Annotated in this window: 29 protein-coding genes and 1 pseudogene; 6 read left to right on the plus strand and 24 right to left on the minus strand. The window is 67.5% G+C overall.

Annotated elements, in window-relative coordinates:
- Nucleotides 1-40: 40 nt before the first annotated feature.
- The 11 genes and pseudogenes from AB7I40_RS14725 to AB7I40_RS14775 all read right to left on the minus strand — a co-directional run bounded on the left by AB7I40_RS14725 (nt 41) and on the right by AB7I40_RS14775 (nt 12,421).
- Nucleotides 41-1,306 carry an O-antigen polymerase gene (locus AB7I40_RS14725; protein WP_428347343.1) on the minus strand — a complete coding sequence of 422 codons (1,266 nt, stop codon included), beginning with the start codon at nt 1,304-1,306 and terminating at the stop codon, nt 41-43.
- Nucleotides 1,300-2,133: a glycosyltransferase gene (locus tag AB7I40_RS14730; RefSeq protein WP_428347344.1), complete on the minus strand. Its 834-nt coding sequence runs from the start codon at nt 2,131-2,133 to the stop codon at nt 1,300-1,302. Before AB7I40_RS14730 ends, AB7I40_RS14725 begins: the two co-directional genes overlap by 7 nt.
- Before the next feature lie 466 nt (nt 2,134-2,599).
- Nucleotides 2,600-3,409: pseudogene (locus AB7I40_RS14735) on the minus strand (lipopolysaccharide biosynthesis protein); the annotation flags it as partial.
- A gap of 9 nt (nt 3,410-3,418) precedes the next feature.
- A complete protein-coding gene (locus AB7I40_RS14740; protein ID WP_428347345.1) occupies nt 3,419-4,696 on the minus strand; it encodes a nucleotide sugar dehydrogenase in 1,278 nt (425 codons plus the stop codon).
- Nucleotides 4,689-5,927, minus strand: coding sequence for a glycosyltransferase family 4 protein (locus AB7I40_RS14745; protein WP_428347346.1), 1,239 nt, complete (start codon nt 5,925-5,927; stop codon nt 4,689-4,691). Before AB7I40_RS14745 ends, AB7I40_RS14740 begins: the two co-directional genes overlap by 8 nt.
- On the minus strand, nt 5,924-6,568 hold the full coding sequence (locus tag AB7I40_RS14750; RefSeq protein WP_428347347.1) for a NeuD/PglB/VioB family sugar acetyltransferase: 645 nt from the start codon (nt 6,566-6,568) through the stop codon (nt 5,924-5,926). Before AB7I40_RS14750 ends, AB7I40_RS14745 begins: the two co-directional genes overlap by 4 nt.
- Entirely contained in the window at nt 6,561-7,187 is a 627-nt protein-coding gene (locus AB7I40_RS14755; RefSeq protein ID WP_428347348.1) for a sugar transferase, read from the minus strand. Before AB7I40_RS14755 ends, AB7I40_RS14750 begins: the two co-directional genes overlap by 8 nt.
- Nucleotides 7,184-8,320 carry a DegT/DnrJ/EryC1/StrS family aminotransferase gene (locus tag AB7I40_RS14760; RefSeq protein WP_428347349.1) on the minus strand — a complete coding sequence of 379 codons (1,137 nt, stop codon included), beginning with the start codon at nt 8,318-8,320 and terminating at the stop codon, nt 7,184-7,186. Before AB7I40_RS14760 ends, AB7I40_RS14755 begins: the two co-directional genes overlap by 4 nt.
- A complete protein-coding gene (locus AB7I40_RS14765) occupies nt 8,320-10,188 on the minus strand; it encodes a polysaccharide biosynthesis protein (protein ID WP_428347350.1) in 1,869 nt (622 codons plus the stop codon). The genes AB7I40_RS14760 and AB7I40_RS14765 overlap by 1 nt, the downstream gene beginning before the upstream one ends.
- Complete coding sequence (locus AB7I40_RS14770; protein WP_428347351.1) at nt 10,185-11,945, minus strand: DUF4012 domain-containing protein; 1,761 nt, start codon at nt 11,943-11,945, stop codon at nt 10,185-10,187. The genes AB7I40_RS14765 and AB7I40_RS14770 overlap by 4 nt, the downstream gene beginning before the upstream one ends.
- Before the next feature lie 71 nt (nt 11,946-12,016).
- Nucleotides 12,017-12,421 (minus strand): hypothetical protein, encoded by a 405-nt coding sequence (locus AB7I40_RS14775; protein ID WP_428347352.1) that lies wholly within the window; start codon nt 12,419-12,421, stop codon nt 12,017-12,019.
- A gap of 169 nt (nt 12,422-12,590) precedes the next feature.
- On the opposite strand from AB7I40_RS14775, the gene AB7I40_RS14780 reads away from it, so the two are divergent.
- Nucleotides 12,591-13,997, plus strand: a complete 1,407-nt coding sequence (locus AB7I40_RS14780) for a polysaccharide biosynthesis tyrosine autokinase (RefSeq protein ID WP_428347353.1) — start codon at nt 12,591-12,593, stop codon at nt 13,995-13,997.
- Here AB7I40_RS14780 and AB7I40_RS14785 read toward each other — a convergent pair.
- The 5 genes from AB7I40_RS14785 to AB7I40_RS14805 are packed head-to-tail and all read right to left on the minus strand — an operon-like array spanning nt 13,994 to nt 16,852.
- Nucleotides 13,994-14,521, minus strand: coding sequence for a hypothetical protein (locus AB7I40_RS14785; protein WP_428347354.1), 528 nt, complete (start codon nt 14,519-14,521; stop codon nt 13,994-13,996). The genes AB7I40_RS14780 and AB7I40_RS14785 overlap by 4 nt on opposite strands.
- Complete coding sequence (locus AB7I40_RS14790; RefSeq protein WP_428347355.1) at nt 14,522-14,881, minus strand: phosphomannose isomerase type II C-terminal cupin domain; 360 nt, start codon at nt 14,879-14,881, stop codon at nt 14,522-14,524.
- Nucleotides 14,882-14,925: 44 nt separating this feature from the next.
- Nucleotides 14,926-15,864: a YgfZ/GcvT domain-containing protein gene (locus AB7I40_RS14795; protein ID WP_428347356.1), complete on the minus strand. Its 939-nt coding sequence runs from the start codon at nt 15,862-15,864 to the stop codon at nt 14,926-14,928.
- A gap of 41 nt (nt 15,865-15,905) precedes the next feature.
- Entirely contained in the window at nt 15,906-16,355 is a 450-nt protein-coding gene (locus AB7I40_RS14800; RefSeq protein WP_428347357.1) for a Fur family transcriptional regulator, read from the minus strand.
- Nucleotides 16,352-16,852, minus strand: coding sequence for an FABP family protein (locus AB7I40_RS14805; RefSeq protein ID WP_428347358.1), 501 nt, complete (start codon nt 16,850-16,852; stop codon nt 16,352-16,354). The genes AB7I40_RS14800 and AB7I40_RS14805 overlap by 4 nt, the downstream gene beginning before the upstream one ends.
- Nucleotides 16,853-16,981: 129 nt before the next feature.
- Here AB7I40_RS14805 and AB7I40_RS14810 point away from each other — a divergent pair, with 129 nt between their 5' ends.
- Complete coding sequence (locus AB7I40_RS14810; protein ID WP_428347359.1) at nt 16,982-17,341, plus strand: DsrE family protein; 360 nt, start codon at nt 16,982-16,984, stop codon at nt 17,339-17,341.
- 10 nt (nt 17,342-17,351) lie between these two features.
- On the opposite strand, the gene AB7I40_RS14815 is transcribed toward AB7I40_RS14810, so the two are convergent.
- Nucleotides 17,352-18,197 (minus strand): 3-keto-5-aminohexanoate cleavage protein, encoded by an 846-nt coding sequence (locus AB7I40_RS14815; protein ID WP_428347360.1) that lies wholly within the window; start codon nt 18,195-18,197, stop codon nt 17,352-17,354.
- Between the two features lie 61 nt (nt 18,198-18,258).
- Between AB7I40_RS14815 and dtd the strand changes: the two genes are divergently transcribed.
- Nucleotides 18,259-18,684, plus strand: a complete 426-nt coding sequence (dtd, locus tag AB7I40_RS14820; RefSeq protein ID WP_428347361.1) for a D-aminoacyl-tRNA deacylase — start codon at nt 18,259-18,261, stop codon at nt 18,682-18,684.
- A 96-nt stretch (nt 18,685-18,780) separates the two neighbouring features.
- Here the strand turns inward: dtd and AB7I40_RS14825 are convergent, their stop codons facing one another.
- The 5 genes from AB7I40_RS14825 to AB7I40_RS14845 form a co-directional block, all read right to left on the minus strand.
- Nucleotides 18,781-19,077 (minus strand): DUF1416 domain-containing protein, encoded by a 297-nt coding sequence (locus tag AB7I40_RS14825; protein ID WP_428347362.1) that lies wholly within the window; start codon nt 19,075-19,077, stop codon nt 18,781-18,783.
- Nucleotides 19,077-19,925, minus strand: coding sequence for a sulfurtransferase (locus tag AB7I40_RS14830; RefSeq protein ID WP_428347363.1), 849 nt, complete (start codon nt 19,923-19,925; stop codon nt 19,077-19,079). Before AB7I40_RS14830 ends, AB7I40_RS14825 begins: the two co-directional genes overlap by 1 nt.
- 52 nt (nt 19,926-19,977) lie before the next feature.
- Complete coding sequence (locus AB7I40_RS14835; RefSeq protein WP_428347364.1) at nt 19,978-20,448, minus strand: DUF4395 domain-containing protein; 471 nt, start codon at nt 20,446-20,448, stop codon at nt 19,978-19,980.
- A gap of 284 nt (nt 20,449-20,732) precedes the next feature.
- On the minus strand, nt 20,733-21,203 hold the full coding sequence (locus tag AB7I40_RS14840; RefSeq protein ID WP_428347365.1) for a TlpA family protein disulfide reductase: 471 nt from the start codon (nt 21,201-21,203) through the stop codon (nt 20,733-20,735).
- Between the two features lie 44 nt (nt 21,204-21,247).
- On the minus strand, nt 21,248-21,550 hold the full coding sequence (locus tag AB7I40_RS14845; protein WP_428347367.1) for a MoaD/ThiS family protein: 303 nt from the start codon (nt 21,548-21,550) through the stop codon (nt 21,248-21,250).
- A 52-nt stretch (nt 21,551-21,602) separates the two neighbouring features.
- Between AB7I40_RS14845 and AB7I40_RS14850 the strand changes: the two genes are divergently transcribed.
- Nucleotides 21,603-22,319, plus strand: coding sequence for a response regulator transcription factor (locus tag AB7I40_RS14850; RefSeq protein WP_428347368.1), 717 nt, complete (start codon nt 21,603-21,605; stop codon nt 22,317-22,319).
- A 3-nt stretch (nt 22,320-22,322) separates the two neighbouring features.
- Nucleotides 22,323-23,156: a mycothiol synthase gene (mshD, locus tag AB7I40_RS14855; RefSeq protein WP_428347369.1), complete on the plus strand. Its 834-nt coding sequence runs from the start codon at nt 22,323-22,325 to the stop codon at nt 23,154-23,156.
- 3 nt (nt 23,157-23,159) lie between these two features.
- Here the strand turns inward: mshD and AB7I40_RS14860 are convergent, their stop codons facing one another.
- Together AB7I40_RS14860 and AB7I40_RS14865 are read right to left on the minus strand one after the other, a co-directional pair.
- Nucleotides 23,160-23,966, minus strand: coding sequence for an alpha/beta hydrolase (locus AB7I40_RS14860; protein WP_428347370.1), 807 nt, complete (start codon nt 23,964-23,966; stop codon nt 23,160-23,162).
- The gene (locus AB7I40_RS14865) at nt 23,966-24,208 is read right to left on the minus strand and encodes a hypothetical protein (protein ID WP_428347371.1); all 243 of its coding nucleotides are present in this window, start codon (nt 24,206-24,208) and stop codon (nt 23,966-23,968) included. The genes AB7I40_RS14860 and AB7I40_RS14865 overlap by 1 nt, the downstream gene beginning before the upstream one ends.
- A gap of 76 nt (nt 24,209-24,284) precedes the next feature.
- Here AB7I40_RS14865 and AB7I40_RS14870 point away from each other — a divergent pair, with 76 nt between their 5' ends.
- The gene (locus AB7I40_RS14870; protein WP_428347372.1) at nt 24,285-26,471 is read left to right on the plus strand and encodes an RNA degradosome polyphosphate kinase; all 2,187 of its coding nucleotides are present in this window, start codon (nt 24,285-24,287) and stop codon (nt 26,469-26,471) included.
- The last annotated feature ends 70 nt before the right edge of the window (nt 26,472-26,541 follow it).

A 26,541-nucleotide genomic window follows, 5' to 3' on the forward strand; every position in this document is an offset into this window, starting at 1 on the left:
ACACGCGGACGCCCGTCGGAGCACTGCTCCGGCGGGCGTTTCACGTGAGAAGCCGCCGCCGCTTCGTCCTAGGCGGAGGCGGTGACCCCAGCCGCTGGGTGCCATTCTCTCTGGCACGCCCAGGACTCCGCCATGCGAGCGTGGCCACACCCAACACCATGGCTCCAATAACATTGGTAAATGACGTGATAGCCATGGTGTTCGTCAGCAAGATCACCGCGTAGAAACACGCGAGGACGGCCGCCCATGGCAAAGAACGAGTGATTTGCACTCTCCTGAAGACCCGGCCGAACACGAAGCCTGCCAGGGCCAACAGGAGAATTGCCCCGGCGACTCCGAAGTCCATGATTAGCCCCCTGAAGACGGTATAGACGTTGCTTCGCGATCCCTGGCTATCAATCATTTCAAATTCATCGTAGGCCCGGGTCGCTTCACGGCTCCTGCCGGTAACGTACTCGACTCCCGCCAATGTGGAGGTGCCCCAACCGGGGCGTACGCCTTGGACTGGCGTTGCATTATTGCGCTCCAGCCATTCAGAAAAGGCCGGAAGTGACCCCAGTGCGTACACCTTCTGCTTTTGGTAGATCACATCAGCAATTTGAGGGTCGATTCTTCCCACTCGGATGAAAGCAACTGAAGTAAAGGCTGCGCCGAGCGTCAGGCCAGCCACCAATGCACCGGCGACAATGCGCTTTGACAGTCTCGGCGCGGAACCCGTCGCCACAACGCTATTCGAAATCAGACTCCCCGCAGTAAGAGCCGCACTGATCAGGAGTCCTAGGCGCTCGGTTGTAACCGCCGCAAAGGCGAGGCTCGAAAGAACCGGAGCCAAGACAGTGAGCCAACCGGCGCCGTAGAACCGCAGAGTCGGGGAGACGAGGGCCGCTGCATATCCAATCCCGAGAAGCGGCGGCACGAAAAGTGATCCTCCGGCGCCCGAGTAGCGAGCGACCGTGACACTGTTCGCCGTGCTCAGAAGCCCGGGCAGCGATAGGACCTGGGTTACGGCGAACCCGTGACTCCGTAGGGCGAGCACGGCTGCAAGCACGTTGCATAACACACCAAGCCGCACCATGCCGACCAATAGTCGGCGTTTGGAGGTGTCGACTGATGGCCCGGTTTTCGCGGGTGTCTTGCCGCCTGACCCTCCATGACCGGCGATCAGCACGCCGAGAGTGAAGGCGCCGACCATCAGCAAGATCAGTCGGATAGTTCCCCAACTGAGAAGACTCCCCGGGTAGAAAATCAAAGCCGCCGCGATCAGGGCAAGCCAATAGGCTGCAAAGATTCGGGATGGAGTCAGCACCCACTCCCTCCTCGCCTGGGGCCACCCAAAACTGCCCTCAAGAAGCGAGCAGCTTCTCGCTGGGCATTCAGGACATTCTTCGAGCGCCACGTTCCTGTCGCGCGATGCTCATTATGGTAGACACGCACCTGCGGTCGATAGCCAACCTTCAGTCCGAGCCGAGCGCAGTTCTCGGCAACGGTGATCTCCTCACCGAACAGGAACACTGGATGCTCGAAGTCGCCGCCTGCCTGGAAGTAGCGAGTTGAGAAGAAGATGCACGCGCCGTGTGGTGCGTAGATATCGCTTGAGGTATCAAGCGCGAGTCTCGGCCTAACGCGGAGACCACCCTTCAGTGCAGAAGCCGCCACCAAGATTCGAGCCACTGGGGTCCAGCGGAACATCCAATATCGCAGGAAGGTAGCCCGTCGCGACGGCCGACTCCGCATATAGGGATTCTGGTCATGGCCAGTCTTCTGGGACCAGATTCCGGGCGCCAAGACGCCGATGGATGACTCGGAATCTCTCAACACCTCACCGACGGCATCGTTCGCAACCGTCAGATCGACGTTGCACACGCATGTCCATCTTGGACTGGCGGGCAACAATCTCAAAGCTGCGGAGGCACCTCCGTAGTAGCCCAGGTTGCCTCTCGAATCCAACACTTGCACGCGTTGGTCCATGGACGCCAACACCTCCAGAGCAGCCAATTCCGATGGGCTTTGGCTGTTGTCCACGAGGACGAGCGTCCATCGCGGATCCCACTGCCCCATCAGCGACTCGACCAGTGCGGCGGCGTCGGCACTGCCAAAGTAGGAAACGGCAATGAAGCGAACATGGTTATCCATCGCGGGCGCACCTCCGGAGCGTGAACCATGCCACGCCAAGAAGGTATGAGACGGCACCTACGACAAGCCCGAGCGCGACTCCGCGGTCCCCCAACATACGAACCGAGCCGAGGGCTACGGCGACCTCCAGTGCCACCGCAGCGACCAGCAGCCCCAACATGAGTGCTGTCTGCCGATTGACTTCCATCGGCTTGTGAGCGAGTTGAGCGACCTGCCACAATCCCGCTCCCAGCAGCAAGGGCACCACAATGGCTCTAGACGGCGGTTCTGTACCGAGCAGCGCGCCCAAAATGAAGGGGCCTACCGCTATCGCACTGGCAGTGCCCAACGCGAGGGCCAGCAGCATCCCCAACGTCCACCGCTTGACAGCGTGCAACGCCTCGACGCGGCGTCCGTCATTGACGGCTCGCATGACGAGCGGATGCAGTGCCATGGTCACAGGGAACGCCAACATGGCAACACCCCTAACCAAGAGGTCGGATACTGCTGCGTACCTCCCGACAGTTTGTGCGTCCGCGAACATTGCCAGGACCATGCGGTCGAGGTACAGCAGAACTGGGGACAAGCCGAGCCAGAGGGACATCGGCCACCCGTACTTCCACCACAGTGGCAGGACACTGAGTGGCCTGGTGCCTGTCGACTCCGACCTACGAAGTTGCTGCGACCGCCGCAAGTTGGGCACAAGAGCCGCTGCCCCGCACACGTTCGCCACTGTGGCGCTGGCAACGATGACACCCGCCCCGTGGAATCCGACGGTGATGAAGGCAGCTCCCAGCAAGACCGTCGCCAGCACCTTGATTGTCTCGAGGAGGTTGTACGTACGAGACCGGGCGTCTCGTTGCAGCACGGTCGTAACGATCGCAGCCACAGCAATGGACGACCCGAAGAGACCAACAAGGGCCGCAGTACCCAGGGAGGCCCCTTCCAGGACGATTCCATAGGAGACGGCGCAGAAGCCTCCCGCGGCGATGATGGAAACAACAATCGCCGACACGGGCAGTAGCCCAAACGAACCGTGCTCCGACCCAACGAACCGCAACGCCGATTGCCTCAGCCAGCCCGTGCCCAGGGAAGCAGCACAGACAGCAACGGCCCAGGCGAGTGCATAACGACCGTAGGACTCGAAACCGACCAGCCGGACCCACATTGGTACGGCCATCATCGTCAGCACACCCGGCACCAACTTCGCCATGAAGTAGACCGCCAGTGTCCGGGGCGGCATCCGCATGCTCGTCGTTCCCGAGGCAATCGCCCCAGTCATCGCAACCACCGCCATGTCATTGGCTCACAGCCGCTCGACGTTCGGCGCATCCAGCTTGCCGCGAGTGTCGAGGATGCGGCGGGCAGCCTTCACGACCTGGTCGCTGTCGATGGCGTCGTGGTGTTGAAGGATCACTGCCACGTCGTACTCGTCGGCGCTCAGCGCTTCGACGCGCGGCACCGGAACGCCACCCGGGCTCCACCCCCCGACCATGGGATCGTGGAACTCGACGAGCGCCCCGGATCGACTGAGGAAGTCGAACAGGGCGTCGGCGGGCGACTCACGCTGGTCCGCGATGTTCGCCTTGTAGGTCACGCCCACCACGAGGACTCGAGCGCCGTTGACTGCCACGGCGTCCTGGTTGAGGAGATCCTGGATCCGGCGGAAGACGTACGCCGGCATGGTCTGATTGATCTCCTGCGCGAGTTCGACGAATCTCAACGGATATCCGAGCGACGTCTTGACCGCGTGACTCAAGTAGTTGGGATCGATCGGGATGCAGTGACCACCCACTCCTGGGCCCGGACGGAACGCCTGGAACCCGAAGGGTTTCGTCTCGGCGCAGCGAATGACATCCCACACGTCGATGTTCATCTCGTGACACACCCGCGCCATCTCATTCACCAGGGCGATGTTGATGTGACGGTACGTGTTCTCGAGCAGTTTCGCGGTCTCGGCCTCCCTCGTCCCCTTGGCCAACACGACGGTGTCGACGATTCGCCCGTAGAACTCAGCGGCTGCCGCAGCGCATCGCGGTGTCGCGCCACCGACCACTTTCGGGGTGTTGGTGATGTTGAAGGTCTCGTTCCCTGGGTCGACCCGCTCGGGAGAGAAGGCCAGGAAGAAGTCTTCGCCAAGGACCAGACCCGACTGCGCCAGGACCGGCGCGAGGACCTCCTCGGTGGTCCCGGGAGCCGTCGTCGACTCCAGGACGACGAGGGTTCCCCTCTGCAGGTGGCGGGCCACGGCTGCCCCGGCCGAGGTGACAGCCAGGAGATCGGGGCTGCCGTCGACAGCCAACGGGGTCGGAACGCAGATGACCACGGCGTTCGCTTGACCCAGGGCACCTTCATCCACGGTGGCCACGAACCCGCGCACCAACATGTCACCGATCTCGGAGTCACTCAGGTCGTCGACATGGGACACGCCCCGGTTCAGGCCTTCGACGACGACGCTCGATCGGTCCAGGCCCGTGACCGCGTAGCCGGCCCGGACCGCAGCCTGCGCCAACGGCAGCCCGACGTAACCGAGGCCCACCACGACCAGGTGGGGCTTCTGCGTTGTGCTGTCGAGGTCAGACATGGTTTCTCTCCTCGTTGAAGTCGGTCAGGCCCGCTGCGTCGCTGATGACTCCCAGCAACTGTTGGGCCAAGCGGTCGCGGTCGAACGACTCTGCGGCCAGCACACCCGCCGCGCTGCGCGCCCTGATGACGGCTGATTCGTCAGCGAGGAACGAGTTGAGGGTCTCCGCACCGGACCCGGGGTCACCCGGATCCAGCACGACACCGAGCCTGCGGGACTTGATCAGATCCGCCTGCCAGCCCCCGTGGTTGATGGCGACCGGCCGTCGAGCAGCCAGGGCATCGAAGAACTTGTTGGCGCTGTTCGCCTCGAGCTCGACCACCGGAATCACCCAGGAGCAACTGACGTCCGCGGCGCTCAGCACAGCGGGCATCTCGCGCTTGGCCAACGGCGGCTCCATGAAGAAGTTCCGTCCGAGTACGCCCCTGTCCTGGGCGAACCTCGTCACCTTGTCGTGCTCCACCCCGTCGCCCACGACGAGGAATCGGGTCTCGGGCGCAAGGAGCAGGGACGAGTGGGCGAGGTCGACCATGTAGGACACGCCGTTGACGACACCGAGTGTCCCTGCGTAGACCACCAGCGGGCGGTCGCCGAGCCAGGCCCGGTCGCCGCGAAACTCCCGGCCCCGTGCCGGGTCCACGTCGAACAGCCTGTTGTCGCAGGAGTTGGGAATCACTGCGATGCGGCTCGCGCAGCCGGTCGAGCGCACCCCGTCCGCCATTCCCTCCGACAGTGCGACGACGGCAGCCGAGCGGCGGTAGGCCAATCGCTCCAACCAGGTCGCCGCCACCTGGAGCTGTCGGTTCCTGAGGACCCCGAGGGCGATCGGGACGGCGGGCCACAGGTCCCTCACCTCGAAGACGAGCCTTGGTCGCGCGAACCACGTCGCGAGCAGGCCTGGCACCGCCACGGTCAGCGGGGTGCTGGTCGCGAAGACCACATCGGCACGAAGCAACCGGACCCGTATCGTGGAACGGAGCGCAAAGGCGGCGAAGGACAGGATCCGACGACGGTGGCTCATCTTGTTGTCGTAGGCGAGATTGAGCCAGTGCACATGGATGCCGTCGATCACCTCCAGCGACCATCCGCGCTCACCCGAGGGGTCACTGCGCGTGGTCACCATGTGCACCTCGTGACCGGCAGCCACGAAACGCAGAGCCATCTCGTAGGACCGGGTGCCGCCCGACATGCTCGGCGTCTTGAAGTACTGATGCAGGTAGGCGACCTTCATCGTGCCGGCACCCCTCGCACGACCATGTTCTCCGCGACGTCTCGAACGACGCAGGCACTGCCGCCGACCGTGGACCCTGCGCCCACCACCAGCCCGTTCAGCACCACCCCGGCGACCCCGATCAGGGCGCTGTCACCGATGGCGCAGTCGCCCGAGATCGCGGCGAGTGGGTTCAGGCTGACGAAGTCCCCCAGCACCGAGTCGTGCCCGACCGTCGCGTTGGCATTGACCTGGCCATGGCGTCCCAAGGTGGAGTTGGTGCCGAGTCGTGCCCCGGGGCACACCACACTGCCCGCGCCGATCGACACCATGGACCCGCACGTGGCCGAGGGGTGCACGAGCGTTGCGGCCTCGAGGCCGGCTGCGTCGAACCTGGCCGCCAGGTCGCGTCGTACCGTAGGCGAACCGATGCCCACGACGTACGCCGTCGGGGTGCCGCAGGCGAGGAACGCGTCGACGCCTCCGAGGAACGGCAGCTGCCGATCGTTGAGACGACCGAGATTCACCGCGCTGGGACGATCGTCGATCATGCCGAGAAGGTGCCAGGGCGGATCGACCGCAGCAGCGTTCACCGCCTCCACAACATCGGCGACCTCACGACCGAAGCCGCCGATGCCGACGATCACCAGGGGCTCAGCCATGGTCCTTCACCTCTCGTCCAAGGAACTCGGTCATGGTCGAGGTCGTCGCGTCGGAGATGCCGTGGCGGCGAGTGACCGCGACGAGGGTGCGACAAAGGATTCGCAGATCGAGCCACAGGCTGCGGCTCTCGACGTACTCCAGGTCCCTCGCGAACTTCTCGCTCCAGCCGATCGCATTGCGGCCGCTCACCTGTGCGAGCCCCGTGATGCCGGGTCGGACCTCGTGTCGGCGTCGTTGCTCCGGGGTGTACCGGTCGAGATAGCGCACCAGGAGAGGCCGCGGTCCGACCAGGCTCATGTCCCCCTTGAGCACGTTCCACAGTGACGGAAGCTCGTCGAGACTCGAGGAACGCAGGAATCTGCCGAGGCGGGTGAGGCGCTGGTCGTCGCTCACGAGACCTCGGGCGGGGTCCGGCTCGTGCATCGTCCGGAACTTCAGGAGCTCGAAGATGACCTCGTGCCTGCCCGGTCGCGCCTGGCGGAACACGGCCGGTGAACCCACCGTGCTCCGAACCAGCAGGGCCAGCACCGCCTGGAGCGGAAGCGTCACGACGATCCCGATGGCTGACACCAGGACGTCGACCGACCGCTTGTAGGGATCGTAGGAGTGGGAGGTCACGACCGAGTCACCACCCCTCTGACGACGGCTTCGATCCTCGAGAAGGCCGCCTCGCTCATGCCCGAGCCGCTCGGGAGCGTGAGGCCGTCCCGGAAGAGGCCGTCCGAGCTGCCGTCGAGGGTGCCTCCCAGACCAGCGAAGACCGGCTGCAGGTGCATCGGCTTCCACACCGGCCGGGTCTCGATCCGGGCCTCGGTCGCGGCAGCCGAGAGCTGGTCAGTCGACCATTCCGAGGTGCCCGGATCGACCACGATCGCCGTCAGCCAGCAGTTGTCGTCGGCGTCGTCTTCGCCACCGAGGATCCGGACGCCAGGCTGGTCGGCGAAGAGCGCTCGGTAGCGCTCCCGCCATATTCGCCGGACCTTCAGCATCTCCTCGAGGCGGGTGAGCTGCGCCCGGCCCAGTGCCGCCAGGAGGTTGGAGAGCCGGTAGTTGTAGCCGACCTCGGCATGCTCGTAGTGCGCCACCGGTTCCCGAGCCTGCGACGAGAGCTTCCTGGCGTGCTCGGCCAAGGCGGCGTCCTGGGTCAGCAGCATGCCACCGCCCGAGGTCGTCATGATCTTGTTCCCGTTGAAGGACAACACCGAGGCCCCGCCGAAGGAGCCGGCAGGACGGCCTCGGGACGTGGCGCCGAACGATTCCGCGGCGTCGCACAGCAGCCGGGTGCCACACTCCTGCGCGATCTTCTCGATGGCGTCGTAGTCGACGCACTTGCCCAGCATGTCGACCGAGATGATCGCGGGGATCGATCGCCCACGTCGCCGAAGGTCAGCGACCGCCTCGATCAGCAGCCGCGGGTTCATGTTGCCCGTGAGCGGGTCACAGTCGACGAAGTGCGGCTCAGCGCCGACATAGCGGATCGCATTGACCGTGGCAGCGAACGTGAAGGTGGGCACCGGTACGACGTCACCCGGGCCGACGCCCCACGAGACCAGGGCCAGGTGGAGTGCCGCCGTACCCGACGACAGCGCGACGGCGTACGACGTCCCGACCCGTTCGGCAACCTCGACCTCGAACGCGGACAGGTCCGGACCGGCCGGCGCGATCCAGCCGGACCGCAGGGCACGCATCACGTACTCCTGTTCGAGCTCGCCCACGTCCGGCGCCGACAGCAGGATCGGCGGGTCCGACATCAGCGGTCCGCCGCTGAGAGCCACTCGCGCGCCCCAGGAGTGGCGGAGGCCGCGACGGGCTCTCCCGCAACACACATCCACTGCTTGAACTGACTGAGCATGCCGCTGTTCGGCAGACCGAGCGACAGGCTGCGCACCTCGCTGAAGCACAACGGCGGGACCGCGACGTGCGAGATCAACGGGTGCTCGGGACGCCGATCCGTCTCTCCGACCCCGAAGAGCTTCTCGTGCAGCTTCTCGCCTCCGCGCAGGCCGGTGTAGATGATCTCGACCGGCCTTCCCGACTGCTCGATGAGCTGTTGGGCGACGTCCAGGATCTTCACGGGTTGCCCCATGTCGAGCACCAGCGCGTCTCCCGCGCAGCCGATCGCGCCGGCTTGGATCACCAGCTGCACCGCCTCCTCGACGGTCATGAAGTAGCGCGTGACCTCCGGGTCGGTGACTGTGACCGGGCCTCCTGAGGCGATCTGGGAGGCGAAGGACATCAGCACTGATCCGCGGCTGCCCAGGACATTGCCGAAACGCACACTGATCCAGGAGCCGTCCGCGTTGCCGGCCAGCTCGGACGTCAACCGCTCCGCGACCCTCTTGGAGTAGCCGAGCACGCTGGTGGGATCGGCCGCCTTGTCGGTGGAGATGTTCACGAAGCGCTGCACACCCACCTCGGCGGCTGCGGCCAGCACGTTGGCCGTGCCCAGGACGTTGGTCTTCATGGCCTCAACGGGGTACTGCTCCAGCATCGGCAGATGCTTCAGCGCGGCAGCGTGGAAGACCACGTGCGGCCGCCGCTCGAGGAAGACCTCACGCAGCGCCGGCTCGTCGCGGATGTCGTTCAGGACGACTTCCGGCGAGTCGAGGAGAGCCCGGCCGTGCAGCATCAGCTGTACGGCGTGCAGGGCGGACTCGTCTCGATCCAGCATGATCAGCTCGGCTGGCGCCCACCGGTCGATCTGCCTGCACAGCTCCGACCCGATGGACCCACCGGCGCCGGTGACCAGCACCCGCTTCCCGGTGAGATACCCGGCGATGGACTCGATGTCGGTCTCGATCGCACTGCGTCCCAGCAGGTCCCCGATCTCGACGTCGCGCACATCCTTCACGTCGACCCCGGCCGAGAACGTCTCCTGCAGCGAAGGCAGGACCTTGACAGCGATGTCGAGGCCACGCGCTGTGTCCGACACCCGCTTGATGAGATCTGCCGAGGCACTGGGGATGGCGATCACCACGCACTCCGCACCCGTGGCCTCAACGGCGCCCGCCAGGTCGTTGGTCCCGCCGAGCACTGCCACGCCGTAGTGCTTGCGGTGCCGCTTCCAGTCGTCGTCGTCCAGGAAACCGACGGGCCACCACGGCGAGTCCGACACCAGCATGGACTCGGCCAGTCGCCGGCCGCTCCACCCGGCCCCCACGATCAGCGCAGGCTCGCTCAGCGACGTCGAGAGCACGAAGCTGTTGTCCGACTCGTGACGCCACGCGGCCCGTCCGACCATCATCACGAACAGCGCCATGAAGGTGGCCGTGAACGGCAGGGATCTGGCCACGGGGAGGGGCGTGGTCGTCATGTTCACCAAGCCCAGCGACACGCCGCCGCCGACCGTGGTCAACCCCAAGAGGATGGTCTCCTCGATCGACGCCACTGCGACCCTGCCGCTGTACACCCGGAAGATCAGGCCCCCCGACCACTGGATCACCACTGCCGCAATGGCCAGCGCCGCCACCGGCCCGAGCGTGACGGCGTCGGAGATCTCATCGTGCAGCAGCAGCGTCACGACGTACGACGTCAGCAGCGCGCCAGCGTCGAAGAGCATCAGCACGCGGGTGCGGTGAACCCGTAGGGCACGCGCCACCCGGATCCAGATCGCCCTCACGAGCGATCAGCGCCGCAAGCGCTGGCACTCACAGAGGACTCATCCTCGGGGTGCACGCCGGGAGTCACACTGACCGCGACGTCGCCGTTCTGGCCAGGTCCGGTGACCATGCGCCAGGTGACGACGACCTGTTGTCCCGGATCCAGGTAGAGCGCGAGCGAGACCACGGGACGCCCGTCGTACTCCTTCTGCTTGACCGCGAGTCTCCTGCCGTCGAGCACGAAGTGGCTCATCGACCCACCAACCGGCCCATAGACATCGGTGGCAACCAGCTGGGACCCGGGCGGGATGTCATGTACGCCGCCGCCGGTGATGGACACCGGTAGTGATCGGGCGCCCCGCGGGGTCCTCGAGGCCATGGTGAGGCGACCGGTCAGCTGCTGCCGATCGTCGGTGCACGAGACCGAGGCCACCCGCGTCTCGTAGCCGAGGTAGTAGGACATCTTCGACCCGGTGGCGTCGTTGAGGAAGACCCCGACCTGCGGACGAGGACTGGCCGGGACGCTGGCGCCGGGAAACTCCCCGGCAACCTGGGTGCCGCCGAGAGCCTGCTGCTCGTCGGCGTCGAAGGAGTGGACCTTCAGGCGACCCTCGCTGGCGCCGCGAGCCAGCGCCTCGATCAGGACCTGGGGTGAGCCCGTGCCCGAGGAGAGTGCCTCGAACACCTGCTGGGCCACGTCACGGAAGAAGGCGTCCTGCTCGGCCGGGTCCTCGAGACGGAGGTAGGTCCGGTTGAGCAGCTCTTCCACGACGGTGTCAGCGGACAGGGCGATGCCTCCGGCGGTCACCGGCCGGGTGGCTCCGAGGAGGTAGGACATCGCCACGGGATCCACCGAGAGCACGCCGTCGAGGCGCTCGTCGTACCGCTGCTGCCAACGGGCCGCCATCAGAGCAGCCGTCCTCGCGAAGTCCGGGGTGAAGTTGGCGTCCTGGAAATAGACGCCCAATTGGTCGCCGAAGACCTCCTGCTCGTCCTCGGTGAGGGGCAGGATCGGTTCGGCAAGTTGCCGGAAGTCGCTGGCGGTCGCCAGGCGCGTCATCCTGACCCGACCCTGGTCGGCCTCGAGAACGGCCACAGCGCCCGGCATCCCGCCGCTGGCCCGGACCTCGGCGTTGTTCTGGAAGATCAGGAGGTAGCGCCGCGCACGCTGGCTGCCCAGCATCGTGGGAAGGAGTCGGATGGCCCGGTCGGCGGAGCTGAGCGAACCGGCACTCTCATGAACCACCGTGGCCAGCTCCTCGAAAGGGCTCCGTACAGGGCCGACCAACCCATTCGTGTCGACCCCCGCAAGGAGCTCGTCGGCCGCGAGGAATGCCGTCGCCCCCGCTGCCACCGGCTTCGCCAGGGCGGTCACGCCCGCCAACGGAAAGGTCCCGTTGTTCGGGGTGAACGCGCCAGCCTCCAGCCCGGCCGAGGACCTCACCAGTGGGGTGAGTCCATCGCGGGTCAACGCCTCCAGGGCCCGGCTGGCCGTACGTACCGCGGCGGCATCGTCGCCGAGGAACGGGACCGCCGACAGCGTCGACCACAAGGGGCCACCTGTCCGGTACGACGCAGAGGCGCTGCTGTCGCGCAGGAGCACCAGTTCCCGCTCCGCGGCTTGCTGGTCACCGGCCGCGAGGGCGTCCTGCAGCCGCGAGGCACTGGTCGAGGCCGTCTGCAGGTCTGAACGAACCTGGGTGACTCGCCAGCCGGCGTACCCAACCACCAGCAAGGCGAGCAACACGACGAGCAGGAGGGCACGCTTGAAGCGCATGGCAGAGCTACTTCCCGAGAGGGCGAGCTAGCTCCCGGCAGCGAGCCGGGAGAGGTGGACGGCGATTCAGATCAGCGGGTGACCCGCAGGAAGCTGGCGTCCGAGCAGTTCTTGTACACCGAGCGCGCGGCGGTCTGGGCACGGAACACGATCGTGTACCGACCGGCCTTGAGTCGCGGGAACGCCCAGTTCTCGGTGCCGCCGGAGTAGTACCTGCTCGTCCGCAGCACGGTCCTCTCGTTGGAGTCGCGGCTGATCCGGATGCCGACCCGGGCGTTGGGTGTGGCATTGCCCTGTGTGGTGATCCGGAAGGCGACCTGCGGCTTGATGCGCCGGGTGATGGTGCTGTCCTGCAACCGTGCGTGACAGGTGGTGTCAACAGTGTGGGGATACGGGTCGGCGTGCGCCGCCGGCATGACCATCAGCGCCGAAGGTGAGACGAGCAGGGCACTGACCAGTCCGGTGAGGACCTTCATAGAATCACTTCGGCTTCCGAGAGGGTGGAGCAGCAGGCCGCCCGATGCGGCCCGACATCTCACAGTGTCACAGGGTGTCAAGCAGCCCATCAGGGAGAGCCGAGAAAGCAGAACTCCTGCCACCATGACCTACGGTGGGAGTCGCTTGTCCTTTGGAAGGACCCATCTCGTGGAACTCCGTGACTACCTGCGCATCCTTCGTCGCCGGTGGCTTCTCATCGTCGCCAGCCTCGTCGTCACGGTCGGTGTCGCCGGGCTCGTCACCCTGAGATCGACCCCGCAGTACCAGTCGACCTCGCAGATCTTCGTGTCGACCAACTCCAGCACCAGCAGCGATGCCTACCAGGGCAGCCTGTTCTCCACCCAACGCGTGGCGTCGTACGCCGACCTGGTCACCGGCAAGGAGCTTGCGCAGCGCGTCATCGACGCCGAGGGGCTGGAGCTGACCGCAAGTGAGCTCGCCGCGAAGGTGACGGCGTCGGCTGTTCCGGAGACCGTGCTCCTCGACATCTCGGTCGTCGACCCCGACCCCGACACCGCTCAGCGCCTCGCTCGGTCCTACAGTGCCGAGCTGGCCTCCCTGGTAGCCGAGCTGGAGACTGCCCCCGGCCAGGCCAACCCGGCCCTGAAGGCAACGATCGTCGACTCCGCCAACCTGCCCACCGGAGCCATCTCGCCGCAACCCCTGCGCAACCTGGGGTTGGCCCTGGTGGTCGGGCTGCTCCTCGGATTCGGCATCGCGGTGCTTCGCGAGATCCTCGACACCACCGTCAAGACCGCCGAGGACGTGACCGCTGCCGCGGGCGCCGCGATCATGGCCGGCATCGCCTACGACCCGGACACCAGCAGGAGACCCCTGGTGACCTCGCTCAGCTCGCACGAGCCCCGGGTCGAGGCGTTCCGAGTGTTGCGAACCAACCTTCAGTTCGTCGACATCGACAGTGCCAACAAAGCCTTCGTCGTGACCAGTTCCGTGCCCGGCGAAGGCAAGTCCACCACCGCGGTGAACACCGCGATCACGATGGCCCAGACCGGACGCCGGATCCTGATCATCGACGGCGACCTTCGCCGGCCCCAGGTCGCGCAGATGCTCGGGCTGGAAGCCAGCGTCGGGGTGACCACCGTGCTGCTGGGCAAGATCCCCGTCGCCGACGCCATCCAGGTGCACGAGACCGGGTTGCATGTCCTGTCCAGCGGCGCGATCCCACCCAACCCCGCCGAGCTCCTGCAGTCCCAGGCGATGCACGAGCTCCTGGCGAAGCTGAGGGCTGAGTACGACACGATCGTGATCGATGCTCCCCCGCTGCTGCCGGTCACTGACGCTGCGCTACTGGCGGAGCAGACCGACGGTGCCCTGATGATCGTGCGGCACGGCCACACCACGCGCGAGCAGTTGCGCGGCGCCCATGACCGACTGGGTTCGGTGGGTGCCTCGACCTTGGGGGTCGTGTTCAACATGGTGCCCAAGAAGCGCGGTGGCAACTACGGGTATGGATACGGGTACGGCTACGGCTACGCCCCCGAAGCAGGGAAGCGCCGCAAGTCGGTCGGCGACACGGCCACCTCCGTCAGCTAGACCGCCGGCGCATTCGCCGCCAGCTCGAGTGCCGGCAGGATCTGGGCAAGCAGGTCGTCGATCTCGTGGGCGGCCCGACTCGCGGCATCGGGCCCGCGACCGTAGGGGTCGGCGACGTCGTCTTCGGGCCGCGACGTGGGTGCCTGCGCTCGGACTTGGGCGATCAGGTCGGCCGAGGGCGCGTCCACCCTGTCGAGCCCTCGGGCGAACTGGCCAAGCGTGAACGTCGTCCTCATGGCCACTGGACGCTCCTCCAGGATGAACTGCCGGTGCCGCGTCTCGGCGGTGAGCACCAGGTCAGCGTCGTCGATCATCGCAGTCGTCAGCCGGGCACTGCGGAAGCGGGCGCTCGAGACGCCCCGCGCCTCGGCCTCGGATGCCATCAGGCTCTCCATCCCGGCCGCTGGGAAGCCGTGCACCCCCGCACTGGAGAAGGAGAGCACGCCAGCAGCGCCATGGCGTGCCGTCACCTCGGCATACGCCGAACGGCAGATGTTGGCCGTGCAGACGAACAGGACCTTCACTCAGACCTCGGCCTCGTGCCGCCCGTAGTCGTCGGCGAGCCGACAGATGTCATCCTCGCCGGTGTAGGCACCGTGCTGGACCTCGATGATCACCAGGTCCTCGCTGTGCTCGTTGCTGATCCGGTGGGCCGCGCCGACGGGGACGTCGACGGACTCCCCGGGTCGCGCCACTTGGAGCTCACCGTCGATCAGGCAGGTGGCGATCCCGAAGATCACGACCCAGTGCTCAGAGCGGTGGCTGTGGGTCTGGTAGGACATCCGCTCGCCCGGGCTGACGTGCATGCGCTTGACCTTGTAGCCGGGACCGACATCCAGGACGTGCCAGGATCCCCAGGGGCGCTGAGCGGAATCGAGAGACATGACTCAAGGGTAACCGGCGGCCGGGTGCCGCGGGCCGGACTTCGCTAACCCTTGAGCGGACGGAAGTGGCGCCCGATCTCAGGATCGACGATGACCTCCTGCGCCGCCGGCAGCCCGCCTGCGTCGAGCTCGTCGGACAGCGGCACGTTGCGCTTGACCAGGGCGAGGGCGATCGGGCCGAGTTCGTGATGGCGCGCCGACGTGCCCACCCTGCCCACGACCTTCTCCCCCGCTCGCAGCTCGCTGCCCACCTGGGGCAGCAGGTTCTCCGACCCGTCGAGATGCAGGAGGGTCAGGCGCCGCGGCGGTCGACCGAGGTTGTGCACGCGCGCCACTGTCTCCTGGCCGCGGTAGCAGCCCTTGTCCATGTGCACGGCGGTGTCGATCCAGCCGACCTCGTTGGGAATCGTGCGGTGATCGGTGTCCAGCCCGAAGCGGGGTTCGCCGCGAGCGATCCGCAGGGCGTCGTACGCCCAGACGCCGCAGGCGGGCCCGGCCGCTTCGGCGTACGCCGCGAACTGCTCACGCGGCACCAGGTCGAACTTGCCGACGCCGGCGTCGGTGGCGACCGGGCGCCAGCTGACCGCCAGCGCGGCGCTCTCGTCGGTGATGTCGACCCGCGTCATGAACTTCATGCGCTCCAGGTAGCCGATCAACGCGGCACCGGCGCCGGGCTCGGTATGCGCGGTGAACGCCTCTCCGTCGTCGATCCCGGTGAAGGCATGCTCGACGTGCCCCTGGGGGCTGAGGATCAGCGCGGTGACCTGCCGGCCCACCGGAAGGTCGGTGAAGTACTGGGTCGTGATCGAGTGCAGCCAGGACAACCGGTCCGGCCCAGCCACGCGCAGCACGTCGCGGTGCGACAGGTCGACGAAGCCGTCACCGGCCTCCAGCACCAACTGCTCGGCGTTGAAGGACCCGTAGTGCGCCGCCACCCTCGCATCGATCCCGTTGGCCGCCACTGCGCCCGCCACGTCCAGCATGTCGTCCCTGTCCCTGTGCTCGTCGTTGTCGCGTCGATTGGTCAGTCGTGGTGGTGCGGCGCCGGTGGCGCATCGCAGTCGACACAGGCACCGAAGACCGCGAGATGTCCGAGATCCGGCACGAAGCCGTGCTCGGCGCCCAGTCGGGCCACGAACTCACTGGCCACCTCTGGGTCAACAGACGTGACCCGGCCACAATTCCGGCAGACCACGTGGAAGTGGTCCTCACCGGTGGCCGAGTGGTACGTCGGGGCGCGGTCGCTGAGATGCGCGTGGCGGATCAGCCCGAGCTCCTCCAGCACCTCGAGGGTGCGGTAGATGGTCGACAGGTTGACCGCGGCGGACTCCCGGCGTACCTCGGCGAGGACCTCGTCGGGAGTCGCGTGACTGAGGCGCTGCACGGCGCGGAGGATGAGCTCGCGCTGCGGCGTGAGGCGGTAGCCGCTGCCGCGGAGCCGGTCAGCCAGTTCGGCAGGGGTCTGGTCGTTCACTGGCGCACGAGCTGGGCATGGGTGTGCGGCTGCAGCGGCTGGCCCATGGCCGCCATGTCGAAGGCGTAGAGCAGGTCACCGTTGACGTAGCCGTAGAGCCGCTTGCCGCCGACGTACTCCTTGGCCGTGGCGGTGCGGGCCACCGCGTCGGTGACGATCTCGAAGCGCGGCTGCTCGGCGTGGAGCTCGCCGTGCCACACCTCGGTGAACCCGAGGTTGTGACTGAGCACCAGCTCAAGCGTGCCGTCCTCCTGGGGGCGCAGGAACCCGGTCTCCTGGGCGGCCTCACGGACGTGGTTGCCGTCAGCGTCGACGATCCAGGCTCGACTCATGTAGTGGATGAACGGGCGGCCGTCCTGCTGGAAGATGATCTCCTGGCCGAACTGGAACGCCTCGATTCCCGGGTACTCCCCGTGCCCGTTGCCTGCCCAGGTGCCGATCATCCAGGCGAGCCGGGCGCAGTTGGGGTGGATGTTCTCGGGGATCTCGAAGGCCATTGATGACTGCTTTCCTCGTCTACAGGAGCTTGTACGCCGCCCAGAGCGCGGCCACCCCGAGTGCGACCACCACAGCGAGCATGATCGCGACGAAGACGGCCTCCATGACCGGGAGTCTAGTCTGGCGCCATGAGGAGCCTGCGGATCAAGGTGACGTGTGGCGGCGAGGACGCGGAGCGGTGCAACCAGGCGTTCACGGTGGCCGCCACCGCGGTCGCCTCGGGAGCTGACGTCGGGCTCTGGCTGACGGGCGAGGCGGCGTGGTTCGCCGTGCCAGGCCGCGCCGAGGCGTTCACTCTGCCCTTGGCGACGCCGCTGGCCGACCTGCTCGCCGGGATCCTCAAGGGGGGTCAGGTCACGCTGTGCACGCAGTGCGCGGACCGACGCGGCATCAACGCCGCCGACGTGCTGCCCGGGATCCGGATCGCCGGAGCCGCGGTGTTCACCGAGGAGATCCTGGCCGACGGCGTGCAGGCCCTGGTCTACTGAGTCGCCGGGATCACCGGAGGTTGTCGAGGCCCAGCAGGCTGCGGGCTTCGTCGGGCGTCATCGGGGTGCGCTGCGCCAGCTGCCCGACCTCGACCGCCCGCTGCACCAGCTGGGCGTTGGACTCCACCGGCACGCCGCGACTGAGGGTGAGGACGTCCTCCATGCCCACCCGCAGGTGACCGCCCTTGGAGAGCGAGGCCAGCATCACCGCGAGGGTCGAGCGGCCGATCCCGGTAGCCGACCAGCTCGTGGTGGCCGCCGGGAGATCCCTGACGGCAGCAACCAAGGCGTCCGTGGTGCCGTTCATGCCGCCGGGGACACCCATCACCAGATCGACGTGGACCTTGCCGCCGGCCGGGAGGCCGTAGCGCTCGAGCAGCCGGTTGAGGGCGTGCACCTGGCCGAGATCGAACAGCTCGAACTCCGGCACGACCCCGCGGTCCTGACTGAGCTGGTAGAGCTCGCACACGAAGGGCCAGGGATTGAGGAACACGTCGTCGCCGAAGTTGGTGGTGCCCATCGTCAGGCTGCACGAGTCGGGCTCGGCATCGAGCACCTTGAGCCGGGACTCCAGCGGATCGTGGACCGAACCACCCGTCGAGAGCTGGACGACGAGGTCGGTGGACTCCTTGAGCGCAGTCACGGTGTCGGTCAAGCGACCGAGATCCAACGTGGGCCGGTGCTCGTCGTCGCGGATGTGGACGTGGATCATGGCGGCGCCAGCGGCCTCGCACTCCTTGGCGGTCGCCACCAGCTCCTCCAGCGTGGTCGGGAGCTGGGGGCAGTCGGCCTTGGTGGTCTCGGCCCCGGTCGGGGCGACAGTGATCAGCAGGCGGTCGGCGGGCACGGCACTCATGGCGTCATCGTGACAGAGTGTGCCCGACCGACTCAACCCGTGGTGAGCGAAGGAATTGCGGATGCGTGCCGTCGTACAGCGAGTTCTTCAAGCAGAAGTGGCGGTTGGCGGGAAGGTTGTCGGCCGCCTGCCTGCGCCGGGACTGCTGGTCTACCTCGGCGTGACCCACGACGACGGGACCGCCGAGGTCCAGTGGCTGGCCCGCAAGCTCTGGGAGCTTCGCATCCTGCGCGACGAGCGGTCCGCCAGTGACATCGATGCCCCGATCCTGGTCATCTCCCAGTTCACGCTGTACGGCGACACCCGCAAGGGCCGGCGCCCCACCTGGATCGCCGCGGCTCCGGGCCCCGTCAGCGAGCCTCTGTACGACGCCTTCTGCGACGAGCTCGCGGGGCTGGGCGCGCAGGTCGAGCGCGGGGTCTTCGGTGCCGACATGCAGGTGTCCTCGGTCAACGACGGACCCGTCACCCTCATCCTCGACCGCTGACCTGTCGCAGATGTACACCGCACATGCGTCGACCCGTCGCAGATGTCGGTACATCTGCGACGGGTCGGTGCGTTTTCGACGCGCGTCTGCGACGGGTCAGATGGCGATGGAGACCTCTGCCACCGAACCCACCGCGGCCACGACCTGCTTGTCGACGGGCTCAGCCTTGGGAGCCAGCGTGCGCAGCGTCCACTCGCCGTCACCGGCGAAGAACCGGAAGTGCCCGGTGGCCGAGGTGGGCACCTCGGCGGTGAACTCACCGGTGCGGTCGAGCAATCGCACGTAGGCGCTGCCCACCGGCTCACCGTCGCGGGTGACCTGTCCCTGGATCACGGCCTCCTTGGCGACGTTGACGCCGTCCAGCGACAGCCCGCCCTCGGTCGCGCCGCACATCAGGCGACACCCGGCTCGTCGCCGAGGGCCACGGGCACGCCGACGAGGGAGCCGTACTCGGTCCAGGAGCCGTCGTAGTTCTTCACGCTGTCGTGGCCCAGGAGCTCCTTGAGCACGAACCAGGTCAGCGAGGAGCGCTCACCGATGCGGCACAGGGCGATGGTGTCCTTGGTGTTGTCGATGCCGACCTCGGCGTAGAGCGCCTTCAGGTCCTCGTCGGACTTGAAGGTGCCATCGTCGTTGGCGTTCTTGCTCCACGGCACGTTGAGCGAGGTGGGGACGTGACCGGCACGCTGCGCCTGCTCCTGCGGGAGGTGGGCGGGAGCGAGCAGCCGGCCGGCGTACTCGTCCGGGCTGCGCACGTCGATGATGTTCTTGACGCCGATCGCAGCGACAGTCTCGTCGCGGAAGGCGCGGATCGAGGTGTCCTGCTCGGTCGCGGTGTAGGAGGTCGCCTCACGGGTGGGCAGCTCGTCGGTGAGCTCGCGGGAGTCGAGCTCCCACTTCTTGCGGCCACCGTCCATGAGCTTGACGTCCTGGTGGCCGTAGAGCTTGAAGTACCAGTAGGCGTAGGCCGCGAACCAGTTGTTGTTGCCGCCGTAGAGAACGACGGTGTGGTCGTTGCCGACGCCACGCGAGGACAGGAGCGCCTCGAACTGGGCCTTGTTGACGAAGTCGCGACGGACCTGGTCCTGGAGGTCCGTGGTCCAGTCGAGCTTGATGGCTCCCCGGATGTGGCCCTTGTCGTAGGAGGTGGTGTCCTCGTCCACCTCGACGACAACGACCTGGGGGTTGTCGAGGTTGTCCTCCACCCACTGGGCGGTGACGAGCGAGTTCTCGCGGCTCATGTTCTTACCTTTCTTGTGCGCCGAAGTCCGGCGCGGGGTCTGGTGGGGTGGGTCAGGAGGTGACGGGACGGACCCGTTGGATCAGGAGGTAGAGCTCGCAGCCGAGGCAGAGTCCGAAGACTGCGTTGAGCAGCGCAGCGGCGAGCGCGAAGCCGGTGGCGACCAGGCCCACGATCGACACGCCCGCCAGGAAGCCGACCAGGCCGACCAGGGCGAAGGTCAGGCCCACGGCCTGTGCGAACCGCGGCGGCTCGGGGTCCTCGAGCTCGGCGGGAGGGCCGAGTCGCGGGCGGAGCAGGTTGCGGTAGGCCCAGGTATGCGGTGTGCGCTGGACGCCGAGGCCGGCGCCGACGGCGAAGAGCACGGTCTGGAGCGCCAGCAACGCCACCCCTGCCGGGCTCGGGGCAAGCAGGAGTACGGCGATCAGGACGACTGCGGTGATGCCGGCCGCGAACTGCTGGCCGCGGGGGTCGATCCGGCCACCGAGTGCCGAGGTTGATCGTTGGGTGCTGAGGGTGGACATGTCACTCCTGCTCGAATGGGCCTGTGGAACTGCCTGGGATGGGCACAGGCGCGATCTCGGTCCCCGGCTGGGGAGTCCAACCTCGAGATTAATCTAGTAGTTCAGTAGATTAAAGAGGGTTGGTCGAGGCGCCCGTCAGGACATTCGACACAGCGACGAGCGCGTGCGGCAGTGATCCACTGCGCGGCGCTTGGTCAGCATGGTCGTGAACATGGTCTCGAGAGTAGGGGCAACGGCCCTCCGCACAGAACTCCGCGTCTCATCCATTGGACACGCGTCCCAAATCATGAGATGGCCTCGGAGAGGGCGGCGAGCACATCCTCCTTGCGGGGGGCTCCTGCCGCTCGGCGTACCTCGCGCCGGTCCGCATCGAGCACCAGCGTGGTGGGCGTGCGCAGGATGCCCAGCTCGCGCACCAGCGACAGGTGATGCTCCGCGTCGATCTCCACGTGGCTCACGCCCGGCACGACGGCGGTCACCTCCGACAGCACCCGACGAGTCGCACGACACGGAGCGCAGAACGCGCTCGAGAACTGGAGCAGCGTCGCGCGCTCGCCGTACTCGACACCCTCGATGACCACCGGCGGCGGCAGCGACCTGGAGGCCGGGACCACCTCCTCGCCGCTCGAGCCAGCTGAAGCGACGCCCTTCACCGCGTGGGTCCCCCGGAACCGACCGTCGGTCAGGGCCCGCCAGACGCCGAAGCCCAGAGTCGCCACGACGGCGACGAGCAGCACGATCTGACCAGGGCTCACGAACGTCAGAACGCCCGGGTCCCCGGGACCATTCCCACCCCCGACTACCCGCCCGCGAAGGGCGGCAGGAACTCCACCGTCTGGCCAGCACGCAGCAGCACCGTGGCCGGGTCCCGGTTCTTCACCGGCTCGTCGCCGCGCAGCACCGAGCAGGCATGCAGTACGTCGACCAGGTTGGTGCCGGGGTGGCGAGCGACCAGCAGATCGATCAGCTCGGTGAGGGTGATCGGGGCAGTCACCGCCACCCGCTCGGCGTCGACCCCGGCCGCGGCACGGGCCGAAGCCCAGTAGTGAACCGTGACGACGCCAGTCTCGGAATAGTCTGACGAATCGATGCTGGTGTCCATGTCCGATATCCTTGCTCATCCGATCAGGGCCCGGCCCGCCAGAGGAGATGCCGTGAGCACGCTCTTGCTCCTGACCAGCGCTTTGCAGCCCAGCGCTGAGGTGATGCCCGCGCTGTCCCTGCTCGGCCACACCGTGAAGATCCTCCCGGCCGAGGGCAGCGCGCTGCTCGAGGCGCCGGACTCCGACCTGGTCCTGGTCGACGGCCGGCAGGACCTGGCGCACGCCCGCGACCTGTGCCGCCTGATCCGCACCACCGGCAGCGACGTCCCGGTGCTCCTCATCGTCACCGAGGGTGGTCTGGCGGTCGTGGCGATCGACTGGGCGATGGACGATGTCGTGCTGCACACCTGCGGTCCCGCGGAGCTCGAGGCCCGGATCCGACTCTCGATCGGCCGACTGGCCGCCCAGCGGGAGGCAGACGACCCGGAGTCCCACGTCATCCGCTCCGGCGAGGTCGTGGTCGACGACGCCACCTACACCGCCAAGCTCGGTGGCCGTCCGCTCGACCTCACGTTCAAGGAGTTCGAGCTGCTCAAGTTCCTGGCCCAGCACCCCGGCCGCGTGTTCAGCCGGCAGCAGTTGTTGCAGGAGGTCTGGGGCTACGACTACTTCGGCGGCACCCGCACCGTCGACGTCCACGTGCGGCGTCTGCGCGCCAAGCTCGGGCCGGAGCACGAAACGCTGATCGGCACCGTGCGCAACGTCGGTTATCGCTTCGTCCTGCCCGCCAAGGAGAAGGACACCTCCGACGTCCGCGCCGAAGCCTGACCCGTGATCGAGACCAGCGTCTTCGAGCCGGCCGCGAGCCAGGCACTGGAAGCGATCCGCGCTGCCTGTGTGCTCGCCGACGGCCACGACCCGCTCGACGAGGCCAGTCGGCTGCGTCTCAAGCACCACGGTCTGGACGGGTCGCGGCTGTGGCGCATCGCGGATGCCGGTTTCGCCTTCCTCCATGACGGAAGCCTGGACCTCGCCGTTGCGCCCGAGCACCGCAGTGAGGGCGTGGGCACAGCGCTCGCGGCGGCCAGTGCCGGTGAGGCGACCCTGGCCTGGTCGCACGGCAACCACCCAGCCGCGGCTCGCCTCGCGGCCCGCCACGGCTTCGAGCCGGTCCGGGAGCTCTGGGTGATGCGTCGAGCGACCGACCTGCCGTTGGCGGACCTCGACGAGCCCGCGGGGATCACCATCCGGGGCTTTCGGGCCGGGGACGAGGACGAGGTGATCCGGGTCAACGCGGCGGCGTTCGCCCACCATCCCGAGCAGGGCAGCATGGACGCGGCCGGTCTGGCCGAACGGATGGCCGAGCCATGGTTCGAGGCGCCCGGCCTGCTGGTGGCCGTGGCCGGCGAGGAGCTGCTGGGCTTCCACTGGACCAAGCGGCACTCCCGCTCGCTCGGCGAGGTCTACGTGGTCGCAATCGCCCCCGAGGCACAGGGACGGGGGCTCGGGAAGGCATTGACCCTCGCCGGGCTGCACCACCTCGCCGACACCGACGAGGTGATCCTCTACGTGGAGTCCGACAATCGGCCCGCGCGTGCGGTCTACGAGGGCCTGGGCTTCACCCACCAGCCCGCCGACACCCACGTGCAGTACCGCAGGGCCTGAACCTCAGCGCAGCGCGGCCGCGAGGTCGTCGGCGATCGACAGCACCGCGGCCCGCGACGTCCGCCCCACGGCGACCCAGTTGAGGAAGCTGTGGATCAGTGCGTCCTCGCGACGTAGCGTCACCTCGATCCCGGCCCGGCTGAGCTGTTGCGCATACGCCTCGCCCTCGTCGCGCAGCGGGTCGAACCCGGCCGTGACCACCAGGGCGGGGGCGAGTCCGGGCGGTGGCTCGGCCAGCAACGGCGAGGCGCGAGGGTCGGCTCGGTCCTCCCGCTGGGGCAGATAGCTGTCCGCCGCCAGGTCCATGAATCCTTGGGTGAGGAAGAAGCCCTGCGCGAACAGGTCCCGGCTCCCGCTGCGGTTCACCATGTCGGTCACGGGATAGACGAGCAGCTGCCACGCCAGCGGGAGCCCTGCCTCGGCCGCGGCCCGGGCGACCCCGATCGCCAGGTTGCCGCCGGCCGAGTCACCACCGACGGCCACCCGCTCCGGGTCCACCGACAGCTCGACCGCATGCTCCAGAATCCAGGCGTACGCGGCCACGCAGTCGTCGTACGCCGCGGGGAACGGATGCTCGGGTGCGAGCCGGTAGTCCACCGCGATCACCTGTACGCCGGCCCGCTCGGCCAGCAGCCGGCAGACTCCGTCGTGGCTGTCGAGGCCGCCGTACACGAATCCGCCGCCGTGCAGGAAGACCAGAGTGGGGCGGGGCTGGGTGGCTGGCAGCAGCGCCTGTGGCACGTAGACGCGTCCTGGCACCGCACCCAGCCGGGTGTCGCGCACCGCAGCGATCGGTTGCCGTCCGGCCATCACCCGCGACTGGGCATCCACCCGGAGCCGACCGGCAGCCGCTCGATGCCGTCCTCGCGGGCCAGCCGTTGTAGGCGCAGCACGAGCTGGGTGTCGACGTCGAGCAGTTGCCCGTCGAGGACGGCTGGGGGTCCGGCCAGACGTTGTCTCAGCGGCGAGGGGAGCGCAAGGAGCCCCGCGAGCAGTCCGCGGCGAGCAGCGATGGAGCCGTCGGCCAGCCGAACGGACGCAGTGGGAGCCATGCGGGGAAACTACTCCCACCGACCACCTCGCAGAAGCACCACCAGTTGTTCACGTGAGCCTGTCAGACTTCACCCCATGGCTCCGGAATCCACACGCCTGCCCACGCACGTCGCCGGCTCGATCGAGGAGGGCCCGGTCGACGGGGGACTTCGGATCGTGGCGAGCGACACGTTCGACATCGAGCCCCCCTACACGCCGTCCCCCGAGTCGACGGCCGCGGTCGAGCAGTTCGACGACCGGTTCCTCGACCGCGAGGTCTCCTGGCTGCACTTCAACCAGCGGGTGCTCGAACTGGCCGAGGACCCGACCCTGCCGCTGCTGGAGCGGGTCCGCTTCCTGGCGATCTTCACCAGCAACCTGGACGAGTTCTTCATGGTCCGCGTGGCCGGCCTCAAGCGCCGGATCGCAGCCGGCGTGGCGGTGCGATCGGCATCGGGCCAGCTCCCGCGGGAGGTGCTGCAGTCGATCTGGGCCCACGCGAGCACCCTCATGCAGCGCCACGCCGAGATCTTCCGCGACCTGATCGCTCCGGCGCTCAACGAGGAGGGGATCGACGTCGTGCGGTGGGAGGACCTCGACCGCGAGGAGCAGAAGCATTGCAAGCGCCTGTTCCGCGACCGCGTGTTCCCGGTGCTCACACCGCTGGCGGTCGACCCGGCACACCCGTTCCCCTACATCTCGGGGCTCTCGCTCAACCTCGCGGTGCTGGTGCGCAACCCCAAGACCGACAAGGAGCACTTCGCACGGGTCAAGGTGCCGCCGATCTTCCACCGGTTCGTGCCGCTGGGCAACCAGCGCTTCGTGCCCTTGGAGGACGTCATCGGGGAGCACCTCAAGCGGCTGTTCCCCGGCATGGACGTGCTCCAGGTCCACACCTTCCGGGTCACTCGCAACGAGGACCTCGAGGTCGAGGAGGACGACGCGGAGAACCTGCTCGCGGCTCTCGAACGGGAGTTGCTGCGGCGCAAGTTCGGCCCCCCGGTCCGCCTGGAGGTCGAGGAGTCGATCGACCCGACCGTCCTGGAGCTGCTCGTCTCCGAGCTGGACGTCACCGAGCACGAGGTCTACCGGCTCCCCGGCCCGCTCGACCTGCGCGGACTGCACGACATCGCCGACCTCGACAGGCAGGACCTCAAGTACGAGGCGTTCCTGCCCAGCACCCACCCACTCCTGGCTCCGGTGGAGTCGGCCTCCCCGGTCGACGTCTTCAAGGCACTGAAGCGCACCGATGTCCTGCTGCACCACCCCTATGACTCGTTCAGCACCTCGGTGCAGCGCTTCATCGAGCAGGCCGCGGCCGATCCCCACGTGCTGGCCATCAAGCAGACCCTCTACCGCACGTCCGGGGACTCCCCCATCATCGACGCCCTCGTCGATGCCGCGGAGGCCGGCAAGCAGGTCCTGGTGCTCGTCGAGCTGAAGGCGCGCTTCGACGAGTCCAACAACATCCGCTGGGCGCGCAAGCTCGAGCACGCCGGCTGCCATGTCGTCTACGGACTGGTGGGCCTGAAGACCCACTGCAAGCTGGCCATGGTGGTGCGCGACGAACCTGAGGGCATCCGTCGCTACACCCACATCGGCACCGGCAACTACAACTCCAAGACCGCGCGGCTGTACGAGGACTACGGCCTGCTGACCACCAACGAGGCGATCGGCGAGGACGTCGCCCACCTGTTCAACAACCTCAGTGGCTACTCGCGCAACGCCTCCTACGAGCAGCTCCTGGTGGCCCCGGACTCGGTTCGTGACGGCCTGATCGCCCAGATCCACCAGGAGATCCAGCACCACAAGGCCGGTCGTCCGGCACTCATCCGCCTCAAGGCCAACTCGGTCGTCGACGAGGCAACGATCGACGCGCTCTACCTGGCCTCCCAGAAGGGCGTGCGGGTGCAGCTGCTGGTGCGCGGCATCTGTGCGCTGCGACCCGGCGTGCCCGGTCTGTCGGAGAACATCGAGGTCCGCTCCATCCTGGGTCGGTTCCTGGAGCACAGCCGCGTCTTCTGGTTCGAGAACGGTGGCGACCCGGTGGCCTGGATCGGCTCGGCGGACCTGATGCACCGCAACCTCGAACGGCGGGTCGAGGTGCTGGTGAAGCTGCCTTCGCCGGAGATCATCGAACGCGTGGGCAGCGGCCTCGACCTTGCCTTCGACGCCGAGACCGGCGCCTGGGAGCTCGGCTCGGACGGCGAGTGGAACCACAACGGGCAGAGCGTCCACCTGCAGGAGACCCTGATCGAGAGGCAGCGCCAACGCCGCTCCTGAGCGCCCGGGTTGCACGGCACGGCGTACCTGCCCCTAGCATGTGACGCGTTCAGGCCTCGCTCACCAGGAG

The sequence above is a fragment of the Nocardioides sp. genome (assembly GCF_050246775.1).
In the GTDB taxonomy this organism is placed as follows: Bacteria; Actinomycetota; Actinomycetes; order Propionibacteriales; family Nocardioidaceae; genus Nocardioides.

What these genes read in the sequence shown, in the direction of transcription:
- AB7I40_RS14730 (WP_428347344.1), bottom strand. Translation starts at nt 2,133, where the DNA reads ATGGATAACCATGTTCGCTTCATTGCCGTTTCCTACTTTGGCAGTGCC.
- AB7I40_RS14740 (WP_428347345.1), bottom strand. Translation starts at nt 4,696, where the DNA reads ATGTCTGACCTCGACAGCACAACGCAGAAGCCCCACCTGGTCGTGGTG.
- AB7I40_RS14745 (WP_428347346.1), bottom strand. Translation starts at nt 5,927, where the DNA reads ATGAAGGTCGCCTACCTGCATCAGTACTTCAAGACGCCGAGCATGTCG.
- AB7I40_RS14750 (WP_428347347.1), bottom strand. Translation starts at nt 6,568, where the DNA reads ATGGCTGAGCCCCTGGTGATCGTCGGCATCGGCGGCTTCGGTCGTGAG.
- AB7I40_RS14760 (WP_428347349.1), bottom strand. Translation starts at nt 8,320, where the DNA reads ATGTCGGACCCGCCGATCCTGCTGTCGGCGCCGGACGTGGGCGAGCTC.
- AB7I40_RS14770 (WP_428347351.1), bottom strand. Translation starts at nt 11,945, where the DNA reads ATGCGCTTCAAGCGTGCCCTCCTGCTCGTCGTGTTGCTCGCCTTGCTG.
- AB7I40_RS14775 (WP_428347352.1), bottom strand. Translation starts at nt 12,421, where the DNA reads ATGAAGGTCCTCACCGGACTGGTCAGTGCCCTGCTCGTCTCACCTTCG.
- AB7I40_RS14790 (WP_428347355.1), bottom strand. Translation starts at nt 14,881, where the DNA reads ATGTCTCTCGATTCCGCTCAGCGCCCCTGGGGATCCTGGCACGTCCTG.
- AB7I40_RS14795 (WP_428347356.1), bottom strand. Translation starts at nt 15,864, where the DNA reads ATGCTGGACGTGGCGGGCGCAGTGGCGGCCAACGGGATCGATGCGAGG.
- AB7I40_RS14805 (WP_428347358.1), bottom strand. Translation starts at nt 16,852, where the DNA reads ATGGCCTTCGAGATCCCCGAGAACATCCACCCCAACTGCGCCCGGCTC.
- AB7I40_RS14810 (WP_428347359.1), top strand. Translation starts at nt 16,982, where the DNA reads ATGAGGAGCCTGCGGATCAAGGTGACGTGTGGCGGCGAGGACGCGGAG.
- AB7I40_RS14815 (WP_428347360.1), bottom strand. Translation starts at nt 18,197, where the DNA reads ATGAGTGCCGTGCCCGCCGACCGCCTGCTGATCACTGTCGCCCCGACC.
- dtd (WP_428347361.1), top strand. Translation starts at nt 18,259, where the DNA reads ATGCGTGCCGTCGTACAGCGAGTTCTTCAAGCAGAAGTGGCGGTTGGC.
- AB7I40_RS14825 (WP_428347362.1), bottom strand. Translation starts at nt 19,077, where the DNA reads ATGTGCGGCGCGACCGAGGGCGGGCTGTCGCTGGACGGCGTCAACGTC.
- AB7I40_RS14830 (WP_428347363.1), bottom strand. Translation starts at nt 19,925, where the DNA reads ATGAGCCGCGAGAACTCGCTCGTCACCGCCCAGTGGGTGGAGGACAAC.
- AB7I40_RS14835 (WP_428347364.1), bottom strand. Translation starts at nt 20,448, where the DNA reads ATGTCCACCCTCAGCACCCAACGATCAACCTCGGCACTCGGTGGCCGG.
- AB7I40_RS14845 (WP_428347367.1), bottom strand. Translation starts at nt 21,550, where the DNA reads ATGGACACCAGCATCGATTCGTCAGACTATTCCGAGACTGGCGTCGTC.
- AB7I40_RS14860 (WP_428347370.1), bottom strand. Translation starts at nt 23,966, where the DNA reads ATGGCCGGACGGCAACCGATCGCTGCGGTGCGCGACACCCGGCTGGGT.
- AB7I40_RS14865 (WP_428347371.1), bottom strand. Translation starts at nt 24,208, where the DNA reads ATGGCTCCCACTGCGTCCGTTCGGCTGGCCGACGGCTCCATCGCTGCT.
- AB7I40_RS14870 (WP_428347372.1), top strand. Translation starts at nt 24,285, where the DNA reads ATGGCTCCGGAATCCACACGCCTGCCCACGCACGTCGCCGGCTCGATC.